Source organism: Acinetobacter sp. AC1-2, from assembly GCF_016124155.1.
Taxonomy (GTDB): Bacteria; Pseudomonadota; Gammaproteobacteria; order Pseudomonadales; family Moraxellaceae; genus Acinetobacter; species Acinetobacter calcoaceticus.
The window spans coordinates 95,719-112,966 of sequence record NZ_JABFFO010000003.1; the positions used below are offsets into that span (position 1 = coordinate 95,719).

Genomic DNA, 17,248 nt, shown 5'->3' on the forward strand with positions numbered 1-17,248 from the left:
CCGTTAGGGACCAAAACTTTCCAACTCACACAGAGGCTGATTTAAAATTTTATTAATTATTGGGGTAGAACCGACACCCACTGTTAACTCTTGAGAGTCCAAATAATTTGAAAAATCAAATCCATTATTCGTCCACGTACAAAACGGGATATTTATAATATTGACCTCAGCTTCAACTTGCTCTCGAAAAACATTCACGCAATGTTGATGGTAATGACTTAAAACTGACCGATTAATCGCATAGATATTCACTTTAGAAATAGGATTTTTTCGGATGAGATCCAATCCCCGAGTAAGTGCAGCACCCATACCACTTCCACCGCTTACAATATTAAGCGTAGATATGGCCTTCTCGTATTCAGGTTCTATATGATTATTCAGGTTATATTCTAATTGGTCACCAATCGCTAGCTTTTGAAATAAGTTAGAAAATATTCCATTTGGTCTTAATTTTATGTGCAAAACAAAAAAATCATAATTTTTCACACCCAGTGAAACCACAGAGTAACTTCGAATTAAAGATTCTGATGGGTGTTTGATATTTACAATTGCTTTAGAACTAAAGAAGGTCCTTTTAATTTTAAATGTGAGCTCAACAATATTTTCAGAAAGAAAATTTCTAGTTATTAATTGAGCCACACTAAAATTATTAACCAATGGTGCGATTTCGACATCGCTCTGAGCATAGCTAATACAAGGTAAGAACTCTTTATCTATGGCAACTTGGTTTCCCGATTCATATACGACTCCACCTTTTAGTTTACATCGACAAACTCGGCACACACCTTTTAAACAGCCTTTCATCACCGTGCTATCAGGCACTGCATTGATAAGAGGCTGCTCAGAATCAGCAATGAAAATATGCTCTTTAATGCGAACATTCACCATTGGCATATTCTAATTCCATTGCTATGAAAGGGTTTCAGCACGCACAGCCTGAAAATACTCTCCTACCATCGGAACAAAGCTATTGATATGCTTGATTGCAAGATCAAAGTCTTCTTGAGTTTTAATTACAGAAGAAAGCATATCTGTCATCATGCCGCTATGGTCTTCAGCTTCATCAAATGCAACATGCGAAGCTGCGCCCGATACAGCCTGATTCCCCATATGAACACCCGCTTTTTGCGTAATAAAATTATTAAATTTGTCGCCATAATATTCGAGGAACCAGTCCCAAACGACTGCTGGCAATGCACCAAATTTCTCTACACAAAAGTTTAAATACCCCATCAGTTTCCATGTTTCAGGAAATGCATTTTTTGAAATAATCTGATCTGAAGAATATCCATATTTAGTCAAGTCTTGACCAAACATTTCATCGTGTCCAAATTCATCATATAAATAATATGAAAGCTGTTTTGCAGCAGAGATATTATTGATTGCTGCAACGCGTACAGCATTTGCATCTAACTCATTATTCATATGAATGCGAATAACGCACTCTAAAATATGTCGTTTATAATATTTTTCATCGAACCAGTCTTCATTATGAAATTTATGCATAATTTCATCTTTTTTAAACTCGCTATGCATAGCATGATCAACCGCACTTTCTAATTTTTTCAGACTTTCCTGTGAAAAAAACACGTTTTATCTCCGTTATATTTAAATTATTATCCAAGTATTAAATACTTATTTAGCTAGAATTAAGATTATTATTAATTAAACTTAAAACAAGCAAATATTATGTTTAAATATATTTTATAAAATGTCAACAAAATATTATATTTTAGAATTTCTAACTAAAAGAAGTATTATTAATCAAAAATAAAAGCAATAATTTTAATTAACAATTAAGCAACAATATTGTTTAAACAAAAAAATTAATTCCAATTAATATTCACCACCAACAAAACTTAAATAACTTACACTTCATGGAAAAGAAGGAATTTAACAGGGCTATATTATTACAAAAAATAATGTAGAATCCTTGTGGCTAAATATATGGAAGTATTATAAAAGTGAATAATTTAATTATCGGAACCCTATTTGCGCTCTGTGCAGCTGCACTCAATGCCTCTATTGGTGTGATTAGTAAATTACTCATGCATAGTGGTTTAAACCCACAAGATATTGCCTTTTTAAAAACCATTATTGCCTTTTTCTTTTTAAGTGTTTTTTTATTTAAAGTCCCTGTTAGCCAGAAGATTGCATACATAAGTAGCACTCCGAGCAAGCTCAGTGTTTTTGCTCAAATTGCGATATGTGCTTTTTTAGGGATTTTTTCTCTATTCTTTTTCGAGACCATTGCCTACAACCACGGTGCTGCAGCCAATGTGGTCGTGGTATTAATGGCTTCAGCAGCTATTTCAGCTTTATTTTTTGGTAGATTAGTTTTAAAAGAAAGTATTTATATTCATTCAATTATTGGAACATTATTAGCTGTAACGGGTATTAGTGTAATTTCATGGAAAGGTGAAAATAGTTTATTAATGCTTATCAATGCTTCTATTGCAGGTATTGGATATGGTTTATTTTCAGTATTAATTAAAAAATTCAGATTAAATGGTGGTTTATTTCTAACCAAATACTTATTACTTTTTGGTAGTGTTTATCTTGCTGTTCCCTTTTTAATCAACTTTCATAGCATAAACTTTAACACTGACATTATTTTAGGTTTGGTTGGCTTAGCAGTCTTGCCTACCATTCTAGGCTTTTTCTGTACCACCAAAGCTTTGTCTTACATGAGTGCGGCAAAAGTACAAGTGACTGAGCTTTCTGAGCCAATTTTTGCGGCACTCATGGCTTGGGTCTTCATTCATGAGCAACCAACTTTATCTTTTTTATATGGCGCAATTTTCATTATTTCAGGCATCTTTTTAATGAATAGAGCACCTAAATCATAATTTGACTAATTTCATTTATATTGCTCTGCATGATGGCAAGCCACTTGCACCACACTGGCAAAATTAATCGCCATTTGTGAAGGGGCATGTTTTTTATATGCAAGCGCTAAACCCACCGTAGGTACTGGCGCTTGCAACGACCGATAAGCCACACCCTGTATTTGCAATTGTTTGGTCGACTCTGGAACCAAAGACACCCCCAAGTTTGCAGACACTAACGATAAAATTGACACAATTTGCGGTGCATTTTGTCCAATTTTAGGTTCAAAGCCACAATTTTGGCATGCTTGTCTAATCGCATCAAAAAGCCCTGCACTAATTGAAGGTGGAGAGACAATAAAATCAAGCTCTCGCAGGGAAGCTAAATCAATTTCTTTTGACGACTCGTCTAGTTTAAAAGACTCTGAAGGCAAGGCTGCAATTAAAGGTTCAGCCAATAATTCTTGAACGATTAAGCTCTCTGGAATGTGACGTGGAGGCCGAATAATCGCGACATCTAAACGATCTTCAAGCAGTAAGTCTATGAGCAGCAAGGTGTTAGCTTCTTCAAGCTTTAAATTCACTTTAGGATATTGCTGCTGAAAATAGCGAACGCATTTAGGAATTAGAGGATTCAACATTGAAGTGCCTGTAAAACCTAATCTCAATTGACCAACTTCGCCATTAGCAACCTGTTTGACTAAGTTCGCTGCATCTTCTACACGCTGCTGTACAGGCTGAATGGCATTTAAAAAGGCAAGCCCAGCTTCGGTCAGTTCCACTCCATGTGGCGAACGAATAAATAAATCCGCACCGAGTTCTTCTTCTAAGTCTCGTATTTGCATGCTTAAAGGTGGCTGGCTCATGTTTAAGCGATGCGCCGCTCTGGTAAAGTTTTTTTCTTCTGCTACTGCTAAAAAGTAGCGTATATGTCTTAGTTCCATCGCTATATATAAAACATATCATGATCCCTTGTTAAATATATTAGAAAAATACCATCTAAATTGCTAATTTTAATTTATCGAATTTTCTCGATGAAGCACGCCGAAAGGCGCTGCACCTCTTTTCTGTCATGGTTATGATATGAGCTCTTCATCTACACCCAGTACCTTAAGCACTGAAGCAACTTCTGTCCTTTCCCGCGAGTGGATTCACAAAGGTACTAAAGCCTATAAACATGCAGGCTTCGCTTTATTCTTGGTAGGCTTTGCTAGTTTCTCTCTGATTTATTGCGTACAGCCGCTTCTGCCAGCGTTTAGCCAAAGCTTCCAGATTAGCCCTGCAAGCAGCTCTTTAGCCTTGTCTTTAACGACCGCCTTTTTAGCGATTTCAATTGTCCTATCGAGCGCTTTTTCACAAGCGATTGGCCGTCGTGGTGTGATCTTCAGCTCAATGCTGTGTGCAGCTATTCTTAATATTGTGGCGATGTTTACACCTAACTGGCACAGTTTACTCATAGCACGAGCACTAGAAGGTCTATTGCTTGGCGGTGTACCAGCCGTAACCATGGCTTGGATTGCTGAAGAAATCGCACCTGAACACCTTGGTAAAACCATGGGTTTATATATTGCAGGTACAGCCTTTGGTGGAATGATGGGCCGTGTCGGCATGGGCATTTTGATTGAATATTTTTCTTGGCGCACTGCTTTAGGCTTACTTGGGGTAATCTGTTTTATTTGCTCGATTGCTTTTTTGAACTTACTTCCTGCTTCGCGTAATTTCGTCCAGAAAAAAGGTTTGAATTTAGATTTTCATATACAAATGTGGCGTACCCATTTAAGTAATTTCAAATTGCTACGTCTATTTGCAATTGGATTCTTGCTGACCAGTGTATTTGTGACTCTATTTAACTACGCTACTTTCCGTTTAAGCGGTGCGCCTTATTCACTGAGTCAGACGCAAATTAGCCTTATTTTCTTGTCGTATAGCTTTGGTATGGTGTCTTCATCATTAGCAGGTAGCCTAGCCGACCGCTTCGGTAAAAAAACCATGATGATGAGTGGCTTTGCCTTAATGATTGTGGGCAGTCTCATGACGCTACTCACCTCTCTTTTCGGCATTATTATCGGTATTGCATTTATTACGACGGGTTTCTTTATTACCCACTCACTCACAAGCAGCTCAGTGGGTGCTGAAAGCAAACAAGCCAAAGCCCACGCCAGTTCACTGTACTTACTGTTTTACTATATGGGTTCGAGCATTGTTGGCTCGGCAGGTGGTTGGTTCTGGTTACACGGCGGATGGAGCGCCATAGTCGGTTTAACCGTTGTACTTTCATTACTTGGAATATTTTTAGCGGTTTCTACCTCACACGCAAAAGCTCATTAATTTTTAACTTAAAGGAACCTCACATGTCGAGTTTATTTGTTTATGGCACTTTAGGCCCGGGCCGACCTAACGCTCATATCCTTGAAAATATTGGCGGACAATGGACAGAAGGCTGGGTAAATGGAACCTTACGTAACGAAGGTTGGGGCGCAGATTTAGGCTATCCGGGAATTGTGCTCGATGATACTGCTAATCAAGTTCAAGGTTTTGTTTTTAGCTCAGAACACTTAGATTCGAACTGGAAATTGCTTGATGATTTTGAAGGCGAAGAATATGAAAGAGTACCTGTTCAGGTCACTTTAAATAGTGGCGAACGTGTTGATTCATTTATCTATGTGTTGAAAACCTAAGTCATTTTCAAGCTAAACTGCATAAGCACTTAAAAATAGAACGAAAAAATTCAAATGCTCATTTTTTGGCTTGTATTTTTTTTAAGAAACTGTAAAATTCATTCCACATCGCCGGCATAGCTCAGTTGGTAGAGCAACTGACTTGTAATCAGTAGGTCCACAGTTCGAATCCGTGTGCCGGCACCATCATTAAACCTCATGAATATTTGATTTATGGGGTTTTTTGTTGCCTGTAGATTTTATAATACTCAAAAATTTATAGGTATTACCAAAAAATTGAGTGCAGATCTATTGATCTACACCCTTCAAATTATTTTTCGTATTTCTCCAATTCAGTAACCATCTCTTTTGCCGCTGCTATAATTTTAGGTAAAACATACTAATAATATTTTTAAAGAATATCTTTTCGAGAAAAAGCTCTTGTCAAAAACTTTGTTTTTTAAATTTGATAAACACTTATTATAAATCTAAACTTCAAAATAACTTTCTAAAACCAATTTATTCTTTTAAAAGCAAAATATGGTGCCGCTAATTTATTAAAAAATATAGGATTAAAATAAGAAATATTAAAAAGATAAGATTATAATGCGCCCCCAAATAAGGTCATGTTAATAAGACCTATTTTATAAACTTTAATTCATTACGATACCAACAAGGAAAAATATGAAACTCCGTTTTATTTTACCTGCTTTATTTCTAACGTTACCTTTAACAACATATGCCCAAGACACCACATCTCAAATTCAAAACGTTGCAAACCCACCAATTTGCTTAATTGAGGGTACTCCTTCAGCAGAACACTATAAATCTATTAAACGTATTAAAGTCGCGAAAGGAACATATGGTGGGTTTGAAGAAATAAAACCTAAATTAGCCATTGTTGCCCGTAAATATGGTGCAGATGTGGTGATTAATTATCATCAAAGCCAAAGATTTGGTTTCTGGCCGTGGCGTATTGTTCGTCCTGTACTTACAGGAACTGCCGTGAAATGGAATACGCCTGTTGATTGTGCAGCCTTAGGTGGAAAAGAAATTCGTTAATACAAAATGAAAAAAGCCCAACATCCTGTTGGGCTTTTTTCGTATTTCGTCACTAGGTACACTTCCTGTAATACCTCACATCCTGATGCTTAAACTTATTATTGTCGTTTTACGTTTTGGAACTTCCTGTTCCCGTTAAGTGCATCATAGGTAATTTATGAAGTCATAGAAAGACGCAAATTTCCCGAATGAATGTACGAAAAAGCGTACGAACCTGTCAGAGTACTTTTATCCCTCTTTTCTCTTCTCTATCATTTTTTCAAAATGTCTAAGGTTTGGGTTGAGCGTATCCCAATTATAGGCTTGGCTTACAAAGACTTCCGCCCTAGGCTGATAGAGACTTGGGTCATCTAAAGTTCCTGCACGTATTGAAATCATTTCAGGAGCTATTTCAGGCAAGCCAAAAAGCTGAGAACCACAAGTCGGGCAAAACGCTCTTTTAATGGAACGACCAGAAGAACCTAACGTCTCAAAATATTTAAGCTCACCACTTACTTTCAATTCAGATTGATGAAAAAAAGCAATTGGCGCATATGCCGAACCCGTCGCCTTCTGGCAATCTCGACAATGGCAATTAAAGCTATAACGTGGCTCTGCTTCGCTTTGGTAGCTCACTGCTCCACACAAACACGATCCCTGATATTTAGCTGACATAGCTCATCCTATTTTTTTATTGCTGTGATTTGAATATAACGTACATATCCAGCTTGGTAGAGTTGTTGGCATAACTTTGCAGTCATTTGAATTTTAAAATTTGCCAATCCGCGGCTTTGGTTTTGTTCTTGTTGATTTTGAATATATTGCGAAAAACCGAGTAATACAGGTTCTGATAAATCTTCAATTTGGATATCTGTAAAACCTTGTTGTTCTAAAGCATTTCTTAGCGTTTTCTCGTTTGGCACATTGTCCCAAACCACGTCTGCCGCTTTAAGCAGATAGCGATACTTCTGTTCTTGTAAGACTGTCATGTTTTGACATGAATCAGCTTTCATTAAGTAATGAAAACCTAATCGGCCTTTTGAATTTAAAACTGGAGTGACTGAGTTAAGAAATGAATTTAAAGAACTGTGATAAGCCGCGTCGATACACAACACCACATCGAAAGATTGTTTGAATTCAAATTGTTTTAAATTTAAAAATGAACCACAAAAAATCTGGTTTATTTCGGGAATAAATTTTTGAATTTTATTAACACATTTAGCTTGCAGGTCAACTGCACTAAGGCTTTTGGGCTGATAGTGTTGTAACCAGTGCATTAAACTTGCACCCTGTCCACAGCCTAAATCTAATAGATGATCTTTTGAATTTAAATGAACTGCTTGTGCCAAATGGTCAGCCAATTGGCAACAAGCTTCACGGTAGTTTTGGGTATTTTTCCAAAAGCCCAAATTTGTCCAAGCAAGCTCTCCATCATCTCCCAAGCTTGATGCATCAATTGCATATTTATGGGGAATGAGTTTAGAAAGAGCTGCTCGAACTTTTGTTTTCACAATTTTAGTAACCGAGCTCAGGAGCAACTTCAACCTGAGGTTTTAAACCTACAAATGGTAAAGGTGCACCTAAAATTTCAGCAATGTGCATTGCAGAAGTAACGGCTGACTCTAAAATTGGCAAGCCATCACATGACCATGAACCACAGTAGAATACTTTACGGTTTAAGTCTAAATGACGTTGTTGCAATTCTTTATTTAAAGCAATTGTTTGCGAGTCAACTACTGCACGCGTTAAGGTCACTTTTGAAATAACTTTTTTAGGGTCAATATCAGTGACTGGACGCCAAGTCTGGAATACCGGATTTTTACCAACGAGTGTTGGTTCAACTGCATTCATCCAAACTGTGAATTGCTGACGCGTAAACTTACGATCCATCATATAGCTAAGCACCGACCAGTCTTTACGGCGTGGTGGCATGACTGTGGCATCTGTATGAATCACAAGATCGCCTTGCTCAAAACGGAATTGCTTCAGCAGCTTCATATCTTCAGCAAATTGTTCAGGGTTTAAAAACTCATCGATCTTAGATGTCGGAGTTGCAACAATCACCCGATCAAATAAATTCTGTTCACCTTGGCTATTTTCAACCAGTACTTTTTCGCCTTGTAATTCAACTTTCTTAATCGCTGATCCGCTATGGATGTCGATATCTTTAATTAAGCTATCTACAAATGCAGGTGTACCACCTTTCATACGTAACAGCATGTCGCCATCAGTTAAGTGACGTAAAAACTCAAGTAGATTTTTTGCAGGCCAGTCGCCAATTGTTTTTGGGTTACAAGTACAAATGGTATATAGCACTGGCATTACCACACCATGCCAGAATACTTCTTCTATATCGTTCTGATTAATAAATTCAGCGAGAGTAATATCTTGATTTTTAGATTTGAAAAACTGATGGATTGCAGTTTTTAATTGCAACATCCCTTTCACAAGACGCCAGCCATACTGCTGGATCCCTTTACGGTTATTGATAATCGGGAAATTACCAATACGGCTACGAGATGTGGTTAACCATGTTTCAGTACGGTCTTCAAATAACCAGCTACATGACATATAAGTACGAACCGGAAAGGTTTTAATACCTAAATGAGCAGCAAGGCTGAGTGTGTTTTTCCACAAATGTGGATTCATAACACGCAATGGCGCATCAATAATTCCACCGTCGAACTCAATACTATGGCTATCCATTCCCCGGCCAGGAAGTGCTTCAAATATCGTGATCGTATGCCCTGCATCTTTCAGAATTCTTGCTGCCGCAAGACCTGCCATTCCACTGCCAATAATTGCGATATTCAAAATGATGTCCCATTTTTCGAGAATTTTTTTGATTATCACTCATACCCTAAAAAAACACCGTATTAAAAACTACCAGATTTTTATTTTTTACATGAATTTATATACAAAATATTTAGTTTCTTACCCATCTCTTTTTTTATATTTTCTTACAAAAACAAATAAGCATATAAAACCTTATATTCTTTAGAAATTTAAAAAAAATCTTTTAAATAAATAAGATAATTTAACTATATTTATATCATTTGTTTTACAACTATCTTTTTTTGGGATATCATGAAACCACAATAATGAGAACCAAATCACATAAAACAATGCCGAAACAACAATGCCAACCATCATAAAAACAGAACCTTTACAGCGAAAAAGCCCGCTATTCACACTTGATAGCGGGCTTTTTATTACTTTGCTTTAACGGTTAATCGAGAGGATTTATCCTTCTTGCATGATTGAACCGAATTTTCCATGATTAAAATCATTAATCGCTTCCATAATCTCAGCTTTGGTATTCATTACAAATGGACCATAACCTTCGATTGGCTCATTAAGCGGTTGACCTGTTAACACCAAGAATTTTGTGTCTTCTTCTGCATTTAGGGTGAACTCAACGCCTTCACGAGATAAAATCGCAACGGTTTTACCTTCAAGAAGGTTTGAGTCATTAACCACAACTGCCCCATCTAACACTACAACAAGCGTCGTATGACCTTCAGGCACATAAAGGGTATGTTTTTGGCCTTTAACCAGTTTGCCATCCCATACATTTAATGGACTAAATGTAGTTGCTGCGCCTTCTGCATCTGCATATTCACCTGCAATCACACGCAAGTGACTACCATGCTCATCTAGTGCAATGTCTGGAATATCTTTGGCTTCAATCGCCTGGTATTTTCCAGGAGTCATTTTTGAATGAGCAGGTAAATTTACCCACAATTGCACCATCTCAAAAAGACCACCATGCTCTGCGAACTCAGGAGAATGGAACTCTTCGTGTAACACTCCTGCACCAGCAGTCATCCATTGCACATCACCAGTTTTAATGGTTCCGCCACCGCCGCTTGAGTCTTTATGCGTCACTTCACCTTGGTAGGCGATTGTTACTGTTTCAAAACCGCGGTGAGGATGTGAACCTACACCTTGCTGCTCGGTCGTTGGTGAGAAGCTATAAGGCGCTGCATAATCGAGTAACAAAAATGGGCTTAGGGTTTGGCCTAAACGGTCATAAGAGAACAGGTTATATACAGGGAAACCATCACCCACCCAATGCATCTGGTTATTTTGATATGCACCAAGAAATTTCTTCATCTGATCTCTCCTATATATGTAGGATTTTCTTGAACTGGGATTGATTTTACGCCTCAATAATTGCAGTTTATAGATCAGGATTAGCAACACATTATTTCATCTATGAGACAATCGTGCCTTTTCAGAATATGTCTCGGCTATCGTCCTATTTTTAAAATTCTTAATCCTATTTTTTAGACTTAATCACAACATAAAACTCAACTAGCATAATTTTAGGCAATGATGACCTACTCAATAATTTTTCATCATTCATTTTGATAACATGAGGAAATAAAAAATGGCTCAAGATTACGTGCGTTTAGACAAGGATAATGCTGCAGTTCTTTTAGTTGACCACCAAGCAGGTTTACTTTCTTTAGTTCGAGATATCGATCCAGATAAATTTAAAAATAATGTATTAGCACTTGCAGATGCTGCGAAATATTTCAATTTACCGACTATTCTTACCACGAGTTTTGAAAACGGTCCAAACGGTCCTTTAGTTCCAGAATTAAAAGAGCTTTTTCCAGATGCGCCATTTATTCCACGTCCTGGCCAAATCAATGCATGGGACAATGAAGACTTCGTAAAAGCTGTGAAAGCGACAGGTAAAAAACAACTGATTATTGCAGGTGTAGTGACTGAAGTTTGTGTAGCATTCCCTGCTTTATCTGCACTCGCAGAAGGCTTTGAAGTGTTTGTGATTACCGATGCTTCTGGTACTTTTAATGAATTAACACGTGATGCTGCTTGGGACCGTATGTCAAAAGCAGGTGCTCAGCTTATGACTTGGTTCGGTATGGCATGTGAGTTACATCGTGACTGGCGTAATGATGTAGAAGGTTTAGGTGCATTATTCTCAAATCATATTCCTGATTACCGTAACCTGATGACCAGCTATAGTTTTAATACATCGCAAAAATAAGCTGAATTGCTAAGATTAGAGTGCCTAAGCGCTCTAATCTTAAATTTAAATGGATTGAACTGACATTGATAAGCTCTTTTGATGATTTTTATTATTTCTATTTAGTCGTAAAACACGGCGGCTTTAGTGCAGCCAGCGACGCCGAAAATATAAGTAAATCGAAACTCAGCCGACGCATTATTGATCTTGAAAATAAATTTAATGTGAGCCTGATTCAAAGAACAACCCGCCATTTTAAAGTGACCGATTTAGGCCAAGAGTTCTATGAAGAATGCTGCAAAGTTATAGCTCAAGTTGAATGTGCAGAAAACGTTTTGTTGAAACAAAAAAGTGAGCCTCAAGGGTTAATAAAAGTGAGTTGCCCACCGCTTATGATGCATTTTCAAATTAGAAAAATTTTAAATCAGTTTTTAAAAACCTACCCTAAAGTTGAAATATCTCTTGAACTTACAAGTCGCCGAGTAGATATTTTGCATGATGACATCGACCTCGCGATTCGGACCAATTTCGAACCCAATGAAGACTCGAATTTAATTGTTCGCGATGTGATTAAAACTGATCATTGTCTAGTTGCTGCGCCTGAATTGCTCCAAGGTCGCACGATTGAACATTATTCAGAGCTACCGGACTTTCCAAGTATTAGTTTGGGCACTCAAAAGCAAAATTATATCTGGCATTTATGCAATATTCGCAATGGCGAATCAGTTGATGTACCTTATCAACCACGAATAAAAAGTAATGACTTGGCAGGTGTCTACTATGCCGTTATGGATGGTTTAGGAATTGCAGATCTTCCCTTTTTAACCGTTGAACCTGAAATTCGTAAAGGCAAACTTATTCATATTCTTCCTGACTGGAAATCGAATATTGGCATGCTACAACTGGTTTATGTGTCTAGAAAAGGTCAGCGTCTTGTGGTCGAGAAACTCATTGAAACGCTGATTGAAGAACTTCGACGTTTGCCTGAAAGCACTCAAGGTTATTCATTTTCATAATGCATTGAGTAGTTCTTTTAGTAGAGCACAGATGCATTCTGTTTAAGTCCTTTAAACTTTTCTACAAGAAAATCAATTAACAACTTTACTGAAGGCAACAATCCACGCCTGCTTGTATACACCAAATGAATCATTTCAGGAGGAAATTGCCATTCAGGCAATACATTAACGAGTGTTCCTTTAGCCAGATCTTCATAGACCACAAGTTCTGGTAATTTTGCTACTCCTAATCCTTGTAACGTGGCGTTTCTTAAAGCTGTTAAATCTGTAGTGGTGAACCGAGGATGACATTTCACTGTCGCTTCTTGTTGGTCTTGAGAATAAAGATGCCATGCATATTCAGGTGCAAAAGATTCCATCATTAAAATAGGCCAATCGGCTAATTGCTCAGGTCGTGAGATTGAAAAATATCGACTGGTTAAGTTAGGGCTAGCAACAACAAACTGCCTCGCCAAAGCCAGCTCACGAACAATAGAATCACTATCAGGCAAAGGTAAAGGCCGAATTCGAATGGCTAAATCAAATCTTTCATCAATCAGGTCGACTCTTCTGTTTGTCGCCTCTACATGTAGTTTAATTTTAGGATAAAGCGCCAGAAATTCATTGAGCATTTCACTTACATTAATGTGCAGCAAGTTTGTTGGACAAGACAATTTAATTAGACCACGTGGTTCCGATGTTAAATATTCAATCGCCTCTTCTGCTGCCTCTGCTTCAATCAGCATTGCCTTACAGTGCTGGTAATAAATCTTGCCCACCTCAGTAATCGAGACTTGGCGGGTTGTTCTATTGAGTAACTTCACGCCAAGCCGATTTTCTAGCTCTGCCATACGTCGGCTTAATAAAGACTTGGTCACCATCAACTCGTGACTCGCAGCCGAAAAACCACCGCAATCAATAATCTTTACGAAAAAAAAGAGGTCATTTAAGTCTTTCATTTTGCAATCCTCATATTAATCACAGTGTATTTCAGCAAGCTGAATATAAAACATACCATGTTGTTCTTTATGCATGACAATGATTTCTATTTTAGATATTTTTCGCCATTTATCCTATTTGTAATATGAATTACACCCTCACCAAACAGAGCATATAACAATGACAACTCCAGCAAACTTCAATGGTCAACGTCCAGTTATCGATCCAGATGATTCAGTCATGCTTTTGATTGATCATCAAAGTGGTCTATTTCAAACTGTAGCAGACATGCCAATGACCGAATTACGTGCCCGTGCAGCAGCATTGGCTAAAATCGCAAGCTTGTCGAATATTCCAGTGATTACAACCGCTTCTGTTCCACAAGGTCCCAATGGCCCCCTTATTCCAGAAATTCACGCAAATGCACCTCATGCACAATATGTCGCCCGTAAAGGTGAAATCAATGCTTGGGACAACCCTGAATTTGTTGCCGCAGTAAAAGCTACTGGTCGTAAGACTCTTATTATTGCAGGGACAATTACCAGCGTTTGTATGGCTTTTCCAGCAATTAGTGCGGTTGCAGAAGGATATAAAGTTTTTGCAGTGGTTGATGCTTCAGGAACTTATAGCAAAATGGCGGAAGAAATTACGTTAGCGCGTGTTGTGCAAGCTGGTGTAGTTCCTATGGATACGGCAGCAGTTGCTTCTGAAATTCAAAAAACATGGAATCGAGATGACGCACTTGAATGGGCACAAGTTTATACTCAAATTTTCCCTGCCTATCAGCTACTGATTGAAAGCTATACTAAAGCTCAAGAGGTGATTAAAAATAGCGAAGTTTTAGATTCAGCACGCTAAGTCCAGATCTTATCTAAAAAAAACCGGTCATGAATGGGCATGACCGGTTTTTTGTGAAACATCACATACAGCATAACTGCATGTTTTCGTTCAGAACAAAACTAACTCGCTTTGTTCCTTACTCAGATAAGTCTACGCAGAGGTATTTCATTTCAACATATTCTTCAATGCCGAATTTTGAACCTTCACGGCCTAGACCAGACTGTTTTACGCCACCAAACGGAGCAACTTCATTTGAAATCGCGCCCGTGTTAATGCCGACCATACCGTACTCAAGTGCTTCACCAACGCGCCATTGACGAGCGGTGCTTTGAGTAAACAAATAAGCCGCTAAACCGAACTCGGTATCGTTCGCCATTGCCACTGCTTCATCTTCAGTTTTAAAGCGGAATAGCGGTGCAAGCGGACCAAAGGTTTCTTCTTTTGACACTTTCATGTCTTGCGTTACGCCAGTCAAAACTGTTGGTTCAAAGAATGTGCCACCAAGTGCCGAGCGTTGACCACCAATACGAATTGTTGCGCCTTTCTCAGTTGCATCTGCAATATGAGACTGAACTTTTGCAATCGCATCTTCATCAATTAAAGGCCCTTGAGTTGAACCTTCTTGGCGTCCATCACCAACTTTAAGCTTAGACACCGCTTCAACCAAACGCTCTGCCAATGCATCGTAAATACCGTCTTGAACATAGATACGGTTCGCGCAAACACAGGTTTGACCGCTGTTGCGATATTTGCTTGCCATAATGCCCTGAACTGCTTGTTCAAGATTGGCATCGTCAAATACTACGACTGGGGCATTACCACCTAGCTCGAGTGAAAGCTTTTTAATGGTTGGCGCACATTGTTGCATCAAGATACGACCAACTTGTGTTGAACCTGTGAAGCTTAACTTACGAACGATATCGCTTTCACATAAGGTTTTGCCCACTTCAACCGCATCACCGCTAATGTTAATTAAAACATCAGCTGGTAAGCCTGCTTGTAATGCCAAAACTTCAAGCGCATAAGCTGTTAACGGCGTTTGCTCTGCTGGCTTAACCAACATTGAACAACCCGCAGCAATAGCCGGTCCTGCTTTACGCGTAATCATGGCAGCTGGGAAATTCCACGGTGTAATCGCAGCAGTGACACCAATCGCTTGTTTAATCACTAAAAGACGTTGGTTTGGCAAGGTTGGTGTTAACACTTCACCATCCACACGACGAGCTTGCTCGGCAAACCAGCGGATGAATGATGCTGCATAACCAATTTCACCGCGTGCTTCAGCCAATGGCTTGCCTTGTTCGGCTGTTAAAACTTGAGCCAGATTTTCTTTGTGCTCAAGCATGAGGTTATACCATGCCAATAACACATCAGCGCGAGCCAAGGCAGTTTGCTTTTTCCAAGCAGCTTGCGCTTTTGCTGAACGGTTAATTGCGGCTTCAACCCCTGCACGGTCATAGGTTTTCACCCATGCCAAAGTTTCACCCGTAGCAGCATCATTTACCTCGATATAATCATTTGATGCAGGCGCTTCTAATGAAATATCAGGATGTTTTAATAAATACTGCAAATTGTTTTGAATCATGCAGATTGCTCCATTGCTTTTGCACTACCTGCTTTGAGTGTCGCAAAACCTTGTTTCAGGATATCAAGGCCTTGACGGAATTGCTCAGCAGGAATGGTTAATGGATATAAGAAACGAATTACATTACCGTATTTACCACAAGTAAGAAGTAACAACCCGTTTTCCATTGCATAGTTTTGTACAACTTTTGCTTGCTCAGCAGTTTCTAGTTCTACTGCAACCATTGAACCTAATGCACGAATATCAGTCACTACATTGCCTGTTGCTTGCTGAATGTCTTTAAGCGAAACAACCAACTCAGCACCTAGCTCATTTGCACGGTCACATAAGTTTTCTTCTTCAATCGCATCAATCACTGCATGCGCGGCAGCAACCGCAATCGGACTACCTGCATAAGTACCACCTAATCCACCTGGGTTTGGTGCATCCATCACTTCTGCACGACCAACTACACCCGAAATTGGGAAACCACCACCTAAGCTTTTCGCCATCGTGATCAAGTCAGCTTTAGTCTCGTAATGGTTCATTGCAAACAATTTACCAGTACGTGCAAAACCAGACTGAACTTCATCTGCTACCAATAAAATACCGTGCTTATCACAAATTGCGCGTAAACGTTTTAAGAACTCAGCTGGCACAACATGAAAGCCACCCTCGCCTTGTACTGGCTCAAGCACAATCGCTGCAACATCATGTGGTGCAATATCTTCACTGAAAATATCTTCAACGCTTTCAATTGCCGCGTCTACTGAAATACCTTTTGCAGGCACAGGGTAACGTGCGTGGAACACACCAGCTGGCATAACACCGAAATCACGTTTGTAAGGCGCAGTTTTACCTGTCATTGCCATCGTCATGAATGAACGACCGTGGAAACCGTTACCAAAAGTGATAATGCCGTGACGACCAGTGTAACAACGGGCAATCTTCACCGCATTTTCAACTGCTTCTGCACCTGTTGTGAAAAAAGCAGACTTGGCAGGTCCTGCAATTGGTGCGCGCTCATTAATACGCTCAGCTAAAGCGACATAGCTCTCATAAGGTGTTACTTGATAGGCAGTATGAGTAAATTTAGTGAGTTGTTCAGTTACCGCTGCAATCACTTTAGGGTGGCGATGGCCTGTATTTAAAACCGCAATACCACCAGCAAAGTCGATAAATTGGTTGCCTTCCTTGTCCCAAAGCGTGGCATTTTCAGCTTTTTCCGCATACCACTGACACATCACGCCTACGCCACGTGGAGTTGCTTGCTGTTTACGTGCGTTAAGTGCAGAATGTTGATTATCCATTTGATTCCCTCATATTTTCATCATCAGTTGCAGCTTTGGTTTTTACATCCTGTGCTTAATTTTCAGGGTGCTTTA

General features: G+C 38.9%; 17 protein-coding genes and 1 tRNA gene. 8 read left to right on the forward strand and 10 right to left on the reverse strand.

Going from position 1 to position 17,248, the window contains the following annotated elements:
* Nucleotides 1-3 precede the first annotated feature (3 nt).
* Both HL290_RS12415 and HL290_RS12420 read right to left on the reverse strand, forming a co-directional pair.
* Nucleotides 4-894 (reverse strand): FAD-binding oxidoreductase, encoded by an 891-nt coding sequence (locus HL290_RS12415; protein ID WP_080027944.1) that lies wholly within the window; start codon nt 892-894, stop codon nt 4-6.
* Between the two features lie 15 nt (nt 895-909).
* Nucleotides 910-1,590 carry a hypothetical protein gene (locus tag HL290_RS12420; RefSeq protein WP_003653956.1) on the reverse strand — a complete coding sequence of 227 codons (681 nt, stop codon included), beginning with the start codon at nt 1,588-1,590 and terminating at the stop codon, nt 910-912.
* Nucleotides 1,591-1,964: 374 nt separating this feature from the next.
* Here HL290_RS12420 and HL290_RS12425 point away from each other — a divergent pair, with 374 nt between their 5' ends.
* Entirely contained in the window at nt 1,965-2,849 is an 885-nt protein-coding gene (locus HL290_RS12425; protein ID WP_045433606.1) for a DMT family transporter, read from the forward strand.
* 11 nt (nt 2,850-2,860) lie between these two features.
* Here the strand turns inward: HL290_RS12425 and sxtR are convergent, their stop codons facing one another.
* Nucleotides 2,861-3,772: a multidrug efflux pump transcriptional activator SxtR gene (gene sxtR / locus HL290_RS12430; RefSeq protein ID WP_198496623.1), complete on the reverse strand. Its 912-nt coding sequence runs from the start codon at nt 3,770-3,772 to the stop codon at nt 2,861-2,863.
* A gap of 139 nt (nt 3,773-3,911) precedes the next feature.
* Between sxtR and sxtP the strand changes: the two genes are divergently transcribed.
* The 4 genes from sxtP (at nt 3,912) to HL290_RS12450 (ending at nt 6,547) form a co-directional block, all read left to right on the forward strand.
* Nucleotides 3,912-5,156, forward strand: coding sequence for a multidrug efflux MFS transporter SxtP (gene sxtP, locus HL290_RS12435; RefSeq protein WP_198496624.1), 1,245 nt, complete (start codon nt 3,912-3,914; stop codon nt 5,154-5,156).
* 23 nt (nt 5,157-5,179) lie between these two features.
* On the forward strand, nt 5,180-5,506 hold the full coding sequence (locus HL290_RS12440) for a gamma-glutamylcyclotransferase family protein (RefSeq protein WP_198496625.1): 327 nt from the start codon (nt 5,180-5,182) through the stop codon (nt 5,504-5,506).
* Between the two features lie 110 nt (nt 5,507-5,616).
* Nucleotides 5,617-5,692: transfer RNA gene (locus HL290_RS12445), tRNA-Thr, on the forward strand.
* 477 nt (nt 5,693-6,169) lie between these two features.
* On the forward strand, nt 6,170-6,547 hold the full coding sequence (locus HL290_RS12450; protein ID WP_198496626.1) for a hypothetical protein: 378 nt from the start codon (nt 6,170-6,172) through the stop codon (nt 6,545-6,547).
* A gap of 228 nt (nt 6,548-6,775) precedes the next feature.
* On the opposite strand, the gene HL290_RS12455 is transcribed toward HL290_RS12450, so the two are convergent.
* The 4 genes from HL290_RS12455 to HL290_RS12470 form a co-directional block, all read right to left on the reverse strand.
* Nucleotides 6,776-7,201 (reverse strand): GFA family protein, encoded by a 426-nt coding sequence (locus tag HL290_RS12455; RefSeq protein ID WP_017388631.1) that lies wholly within the window; start codon nt 7,199-7,201, stop codon nt 6,776-6,778.
* An 8-nt stretch (nt 7,202-7,209) separates the two neighbouring features.
* Nucleotides 7,210-8,037, reverse strand: coding sequence for an SAM-dependent methyltransferase (locus HL290_RS12460; protein ID WP_198496627.1), 828 nt, complete (start codon nt 8,035-8,037; stop codon nt 7,210-7,212).
* A gap of 4 nt (nt 8,038-8,041) precedes the next feature.
* Entirely contained in the window at nt 8,042-9,340 is a 1,299-nt protein-coding gene (locus tag HL290_RS12465) for an FAD-dependent oxidoreductase (RefSeq protein WP_044425777.1), read from the reverse strand.
* A 429-nt stretch (nt 9,341-9,769) separates the two neighbouring features.
* Entirely contained in the window at nt 9,770-10,642 is an 873-nt protein-coding gene (locus HL290_RS12470; RefSeq protein WP_198496628.1) for a pirin family protein, read from the reverse strand.
* Between the two features lie 277 nt (nt 10,643-10,919).
* Here HL290_RS12470 and ycaC point away from each other — a divergent pair, with 277 nt between their 5' ends.
* Together ycaC and HL290_RS12480 are read left to right on the forward strand one after the other, a co-directional pair.
* Complete coding sequence (gene ycaC / locus HL290_RS12475; RefSeq protein ID WP_002052204.1) at nt 10,920-11,546, forward strand: isochorismate family cysteine hydrolase YcaC; 627 nt, start codon at nt 10,920-10,922, stop codon at nt 11,544-11,546.
* 20 nt (nt 11,547-11,566) lie between these two features.
* On the forward strand, nt 11,567-12,541 hold the full coding sequence (locus tag HL290_RS12480) for a LysR substrate-binding domain-containing protein (RefSeq protein ID WP_198496629.1): 975 nt from the start codon (nt 11,567-11,569) through the stop codon (nt 12,539-12,541).
* 17 nt (nt 12,542-12,558) lie between these two features.
* Here HL290_RS12480 and HL290_RS12485 read toward each other — a convergent pair whose 3' ends face one another.
* Nucleotides 12,559-13,479, reverse strand: coding sequence for a LysR substrate-binding domain-containing protein (locus tag HL290_RS12485; protein ID WP_198496630.1), 921 nt, complete (start codon nt 13,477-13,479; stop codon nt 12,559-12,561).
* Between the two features lie 160 nt (nt 13,480-13,639).
* Here HL290_RS12485 and HL290_RS12490 point away from each other — a divergent pair, with 160 nt between their 5' ends.
* A complete protein-coding gene (locus HL290_RS12490; protein WP_003653987.1) occupies nt 13,640-14,317 on the forward strand; it encodes an isochorismatase family protein in 678 nt (225 codons plus the stop codon).
* Between the two features lie 118 nt (nt 14,318-14,435).
* Here HL290_RS12490 and HL290_RS12495 read toward each other — a convergent pair whose 3' ends face one another.
* Together HL290_RS12495 and gabT are read right to left on the reverse strand one after the other, a co-directional pair.
* Complete coding sequence (locus HL290_RS12495; RefSeq protein ID WP_198496631.1) at nt 14,436-15,884, reverse strand: NAD-dependent succinate-semialdehyde dehydrogenase; 1,449 nt, start codon at nt 15,882-15,884, stop codon at nt 14,436-14,438.
* Entirely contained in the window at nt 15,881-17,173 is a 1,293-nt protein-coding gene (gene gabT / locus HL290_RS12500; RefSeq protein ID WP_017391017.1) for a 4-aminobutyrate--2-oxoglutarate transaminase, read from the reverse strand. The genes HL290_RS12495 and gabT overlap by 4 nt, the downstream gene beginning before the upstream one ends.
* Nucleotides 17,174-17,248 lie beyond the last annotated feature (75 nt).

Coding starts and splice junctions, on each gene's coding strand:
- ycaC (WP_002052204.1), top strand. CDS start 10,920: ATGGCTCAAGATTACGTGCGTTTAGACAAGGATAATGCTGCAGTTCTT.
- sxtR (WP_198496623.1), bottom strand. CDS start 3,772: ATGGAACTAAGACATATACGCTACTTTTTAGCAGTAGCAGAAGAAAAA.
- HL290_RS12495 (WP_198496631.1), bottom strand. CDS start 15,884: ATGATTCAAAACAATTTGCAGTATTTATTAAAACATCCTGATATTTCA.
- HL290_RS12470 (WP_198496628.1), bottom strand. CDS start 10,642: ATGAAGAAATTTCTTGGTGCATATCAAAATAACCAGATGCATTGGGTG.
- HL290_RS12450 (WP_198496626.1), top strand. CDS start 6,170: ATGAAACTCCGTTTTATTTTACCTGCTTTATTTCTAACGTTACCTTTA.
- HL290_RS12415 (WP_080027944.1), bottom strand. CDS start 894: ATGCCAATGGTGAATGTTCGCATTAAAGAGCATATTTTCATTGCTGAT.
- HL290_RS12440 (WP_198496625.1), top strand. CDS start 5,180: ATGTCGAGTTTATTTGTTTATGGCACTTTAGGCCCGGGCCGACCTAAC.
- sxtP (WP_198496624.1), top strand. CDS start 3,912: ATGAGCTCTTCATCTACACCCAGTACCTTAAGCACTGAAGCAACTTCT.
- HL290_RS12485 (WP_198496630.1), bottom strand. CDS start 13,479: ATGAAAGACTTAAATGACCTCTTTTTTTTCGTAAAGATTATTGATTGC.
- HL290_RS12490 (WP_003653987.1), top strand. CDS start 13,640: ATGACAACTCCAGCAAACTTCAATGGTCAACGTCCAGTTATCGATCCA.
- HL290_RS12455 (WP_017388631.1), bottom strand. CDS start 7,201: ATGTCAGCTAAATATCAGGGATCGTGTTTGTGTGGAGCAGTGAGCTAC.
- gabT (WP_017391017.1), bottom strand. CDS start 17,173: ATGGATAATCAACATTCTGCACTTAACGCACGTAAACAGCAAGCAACT.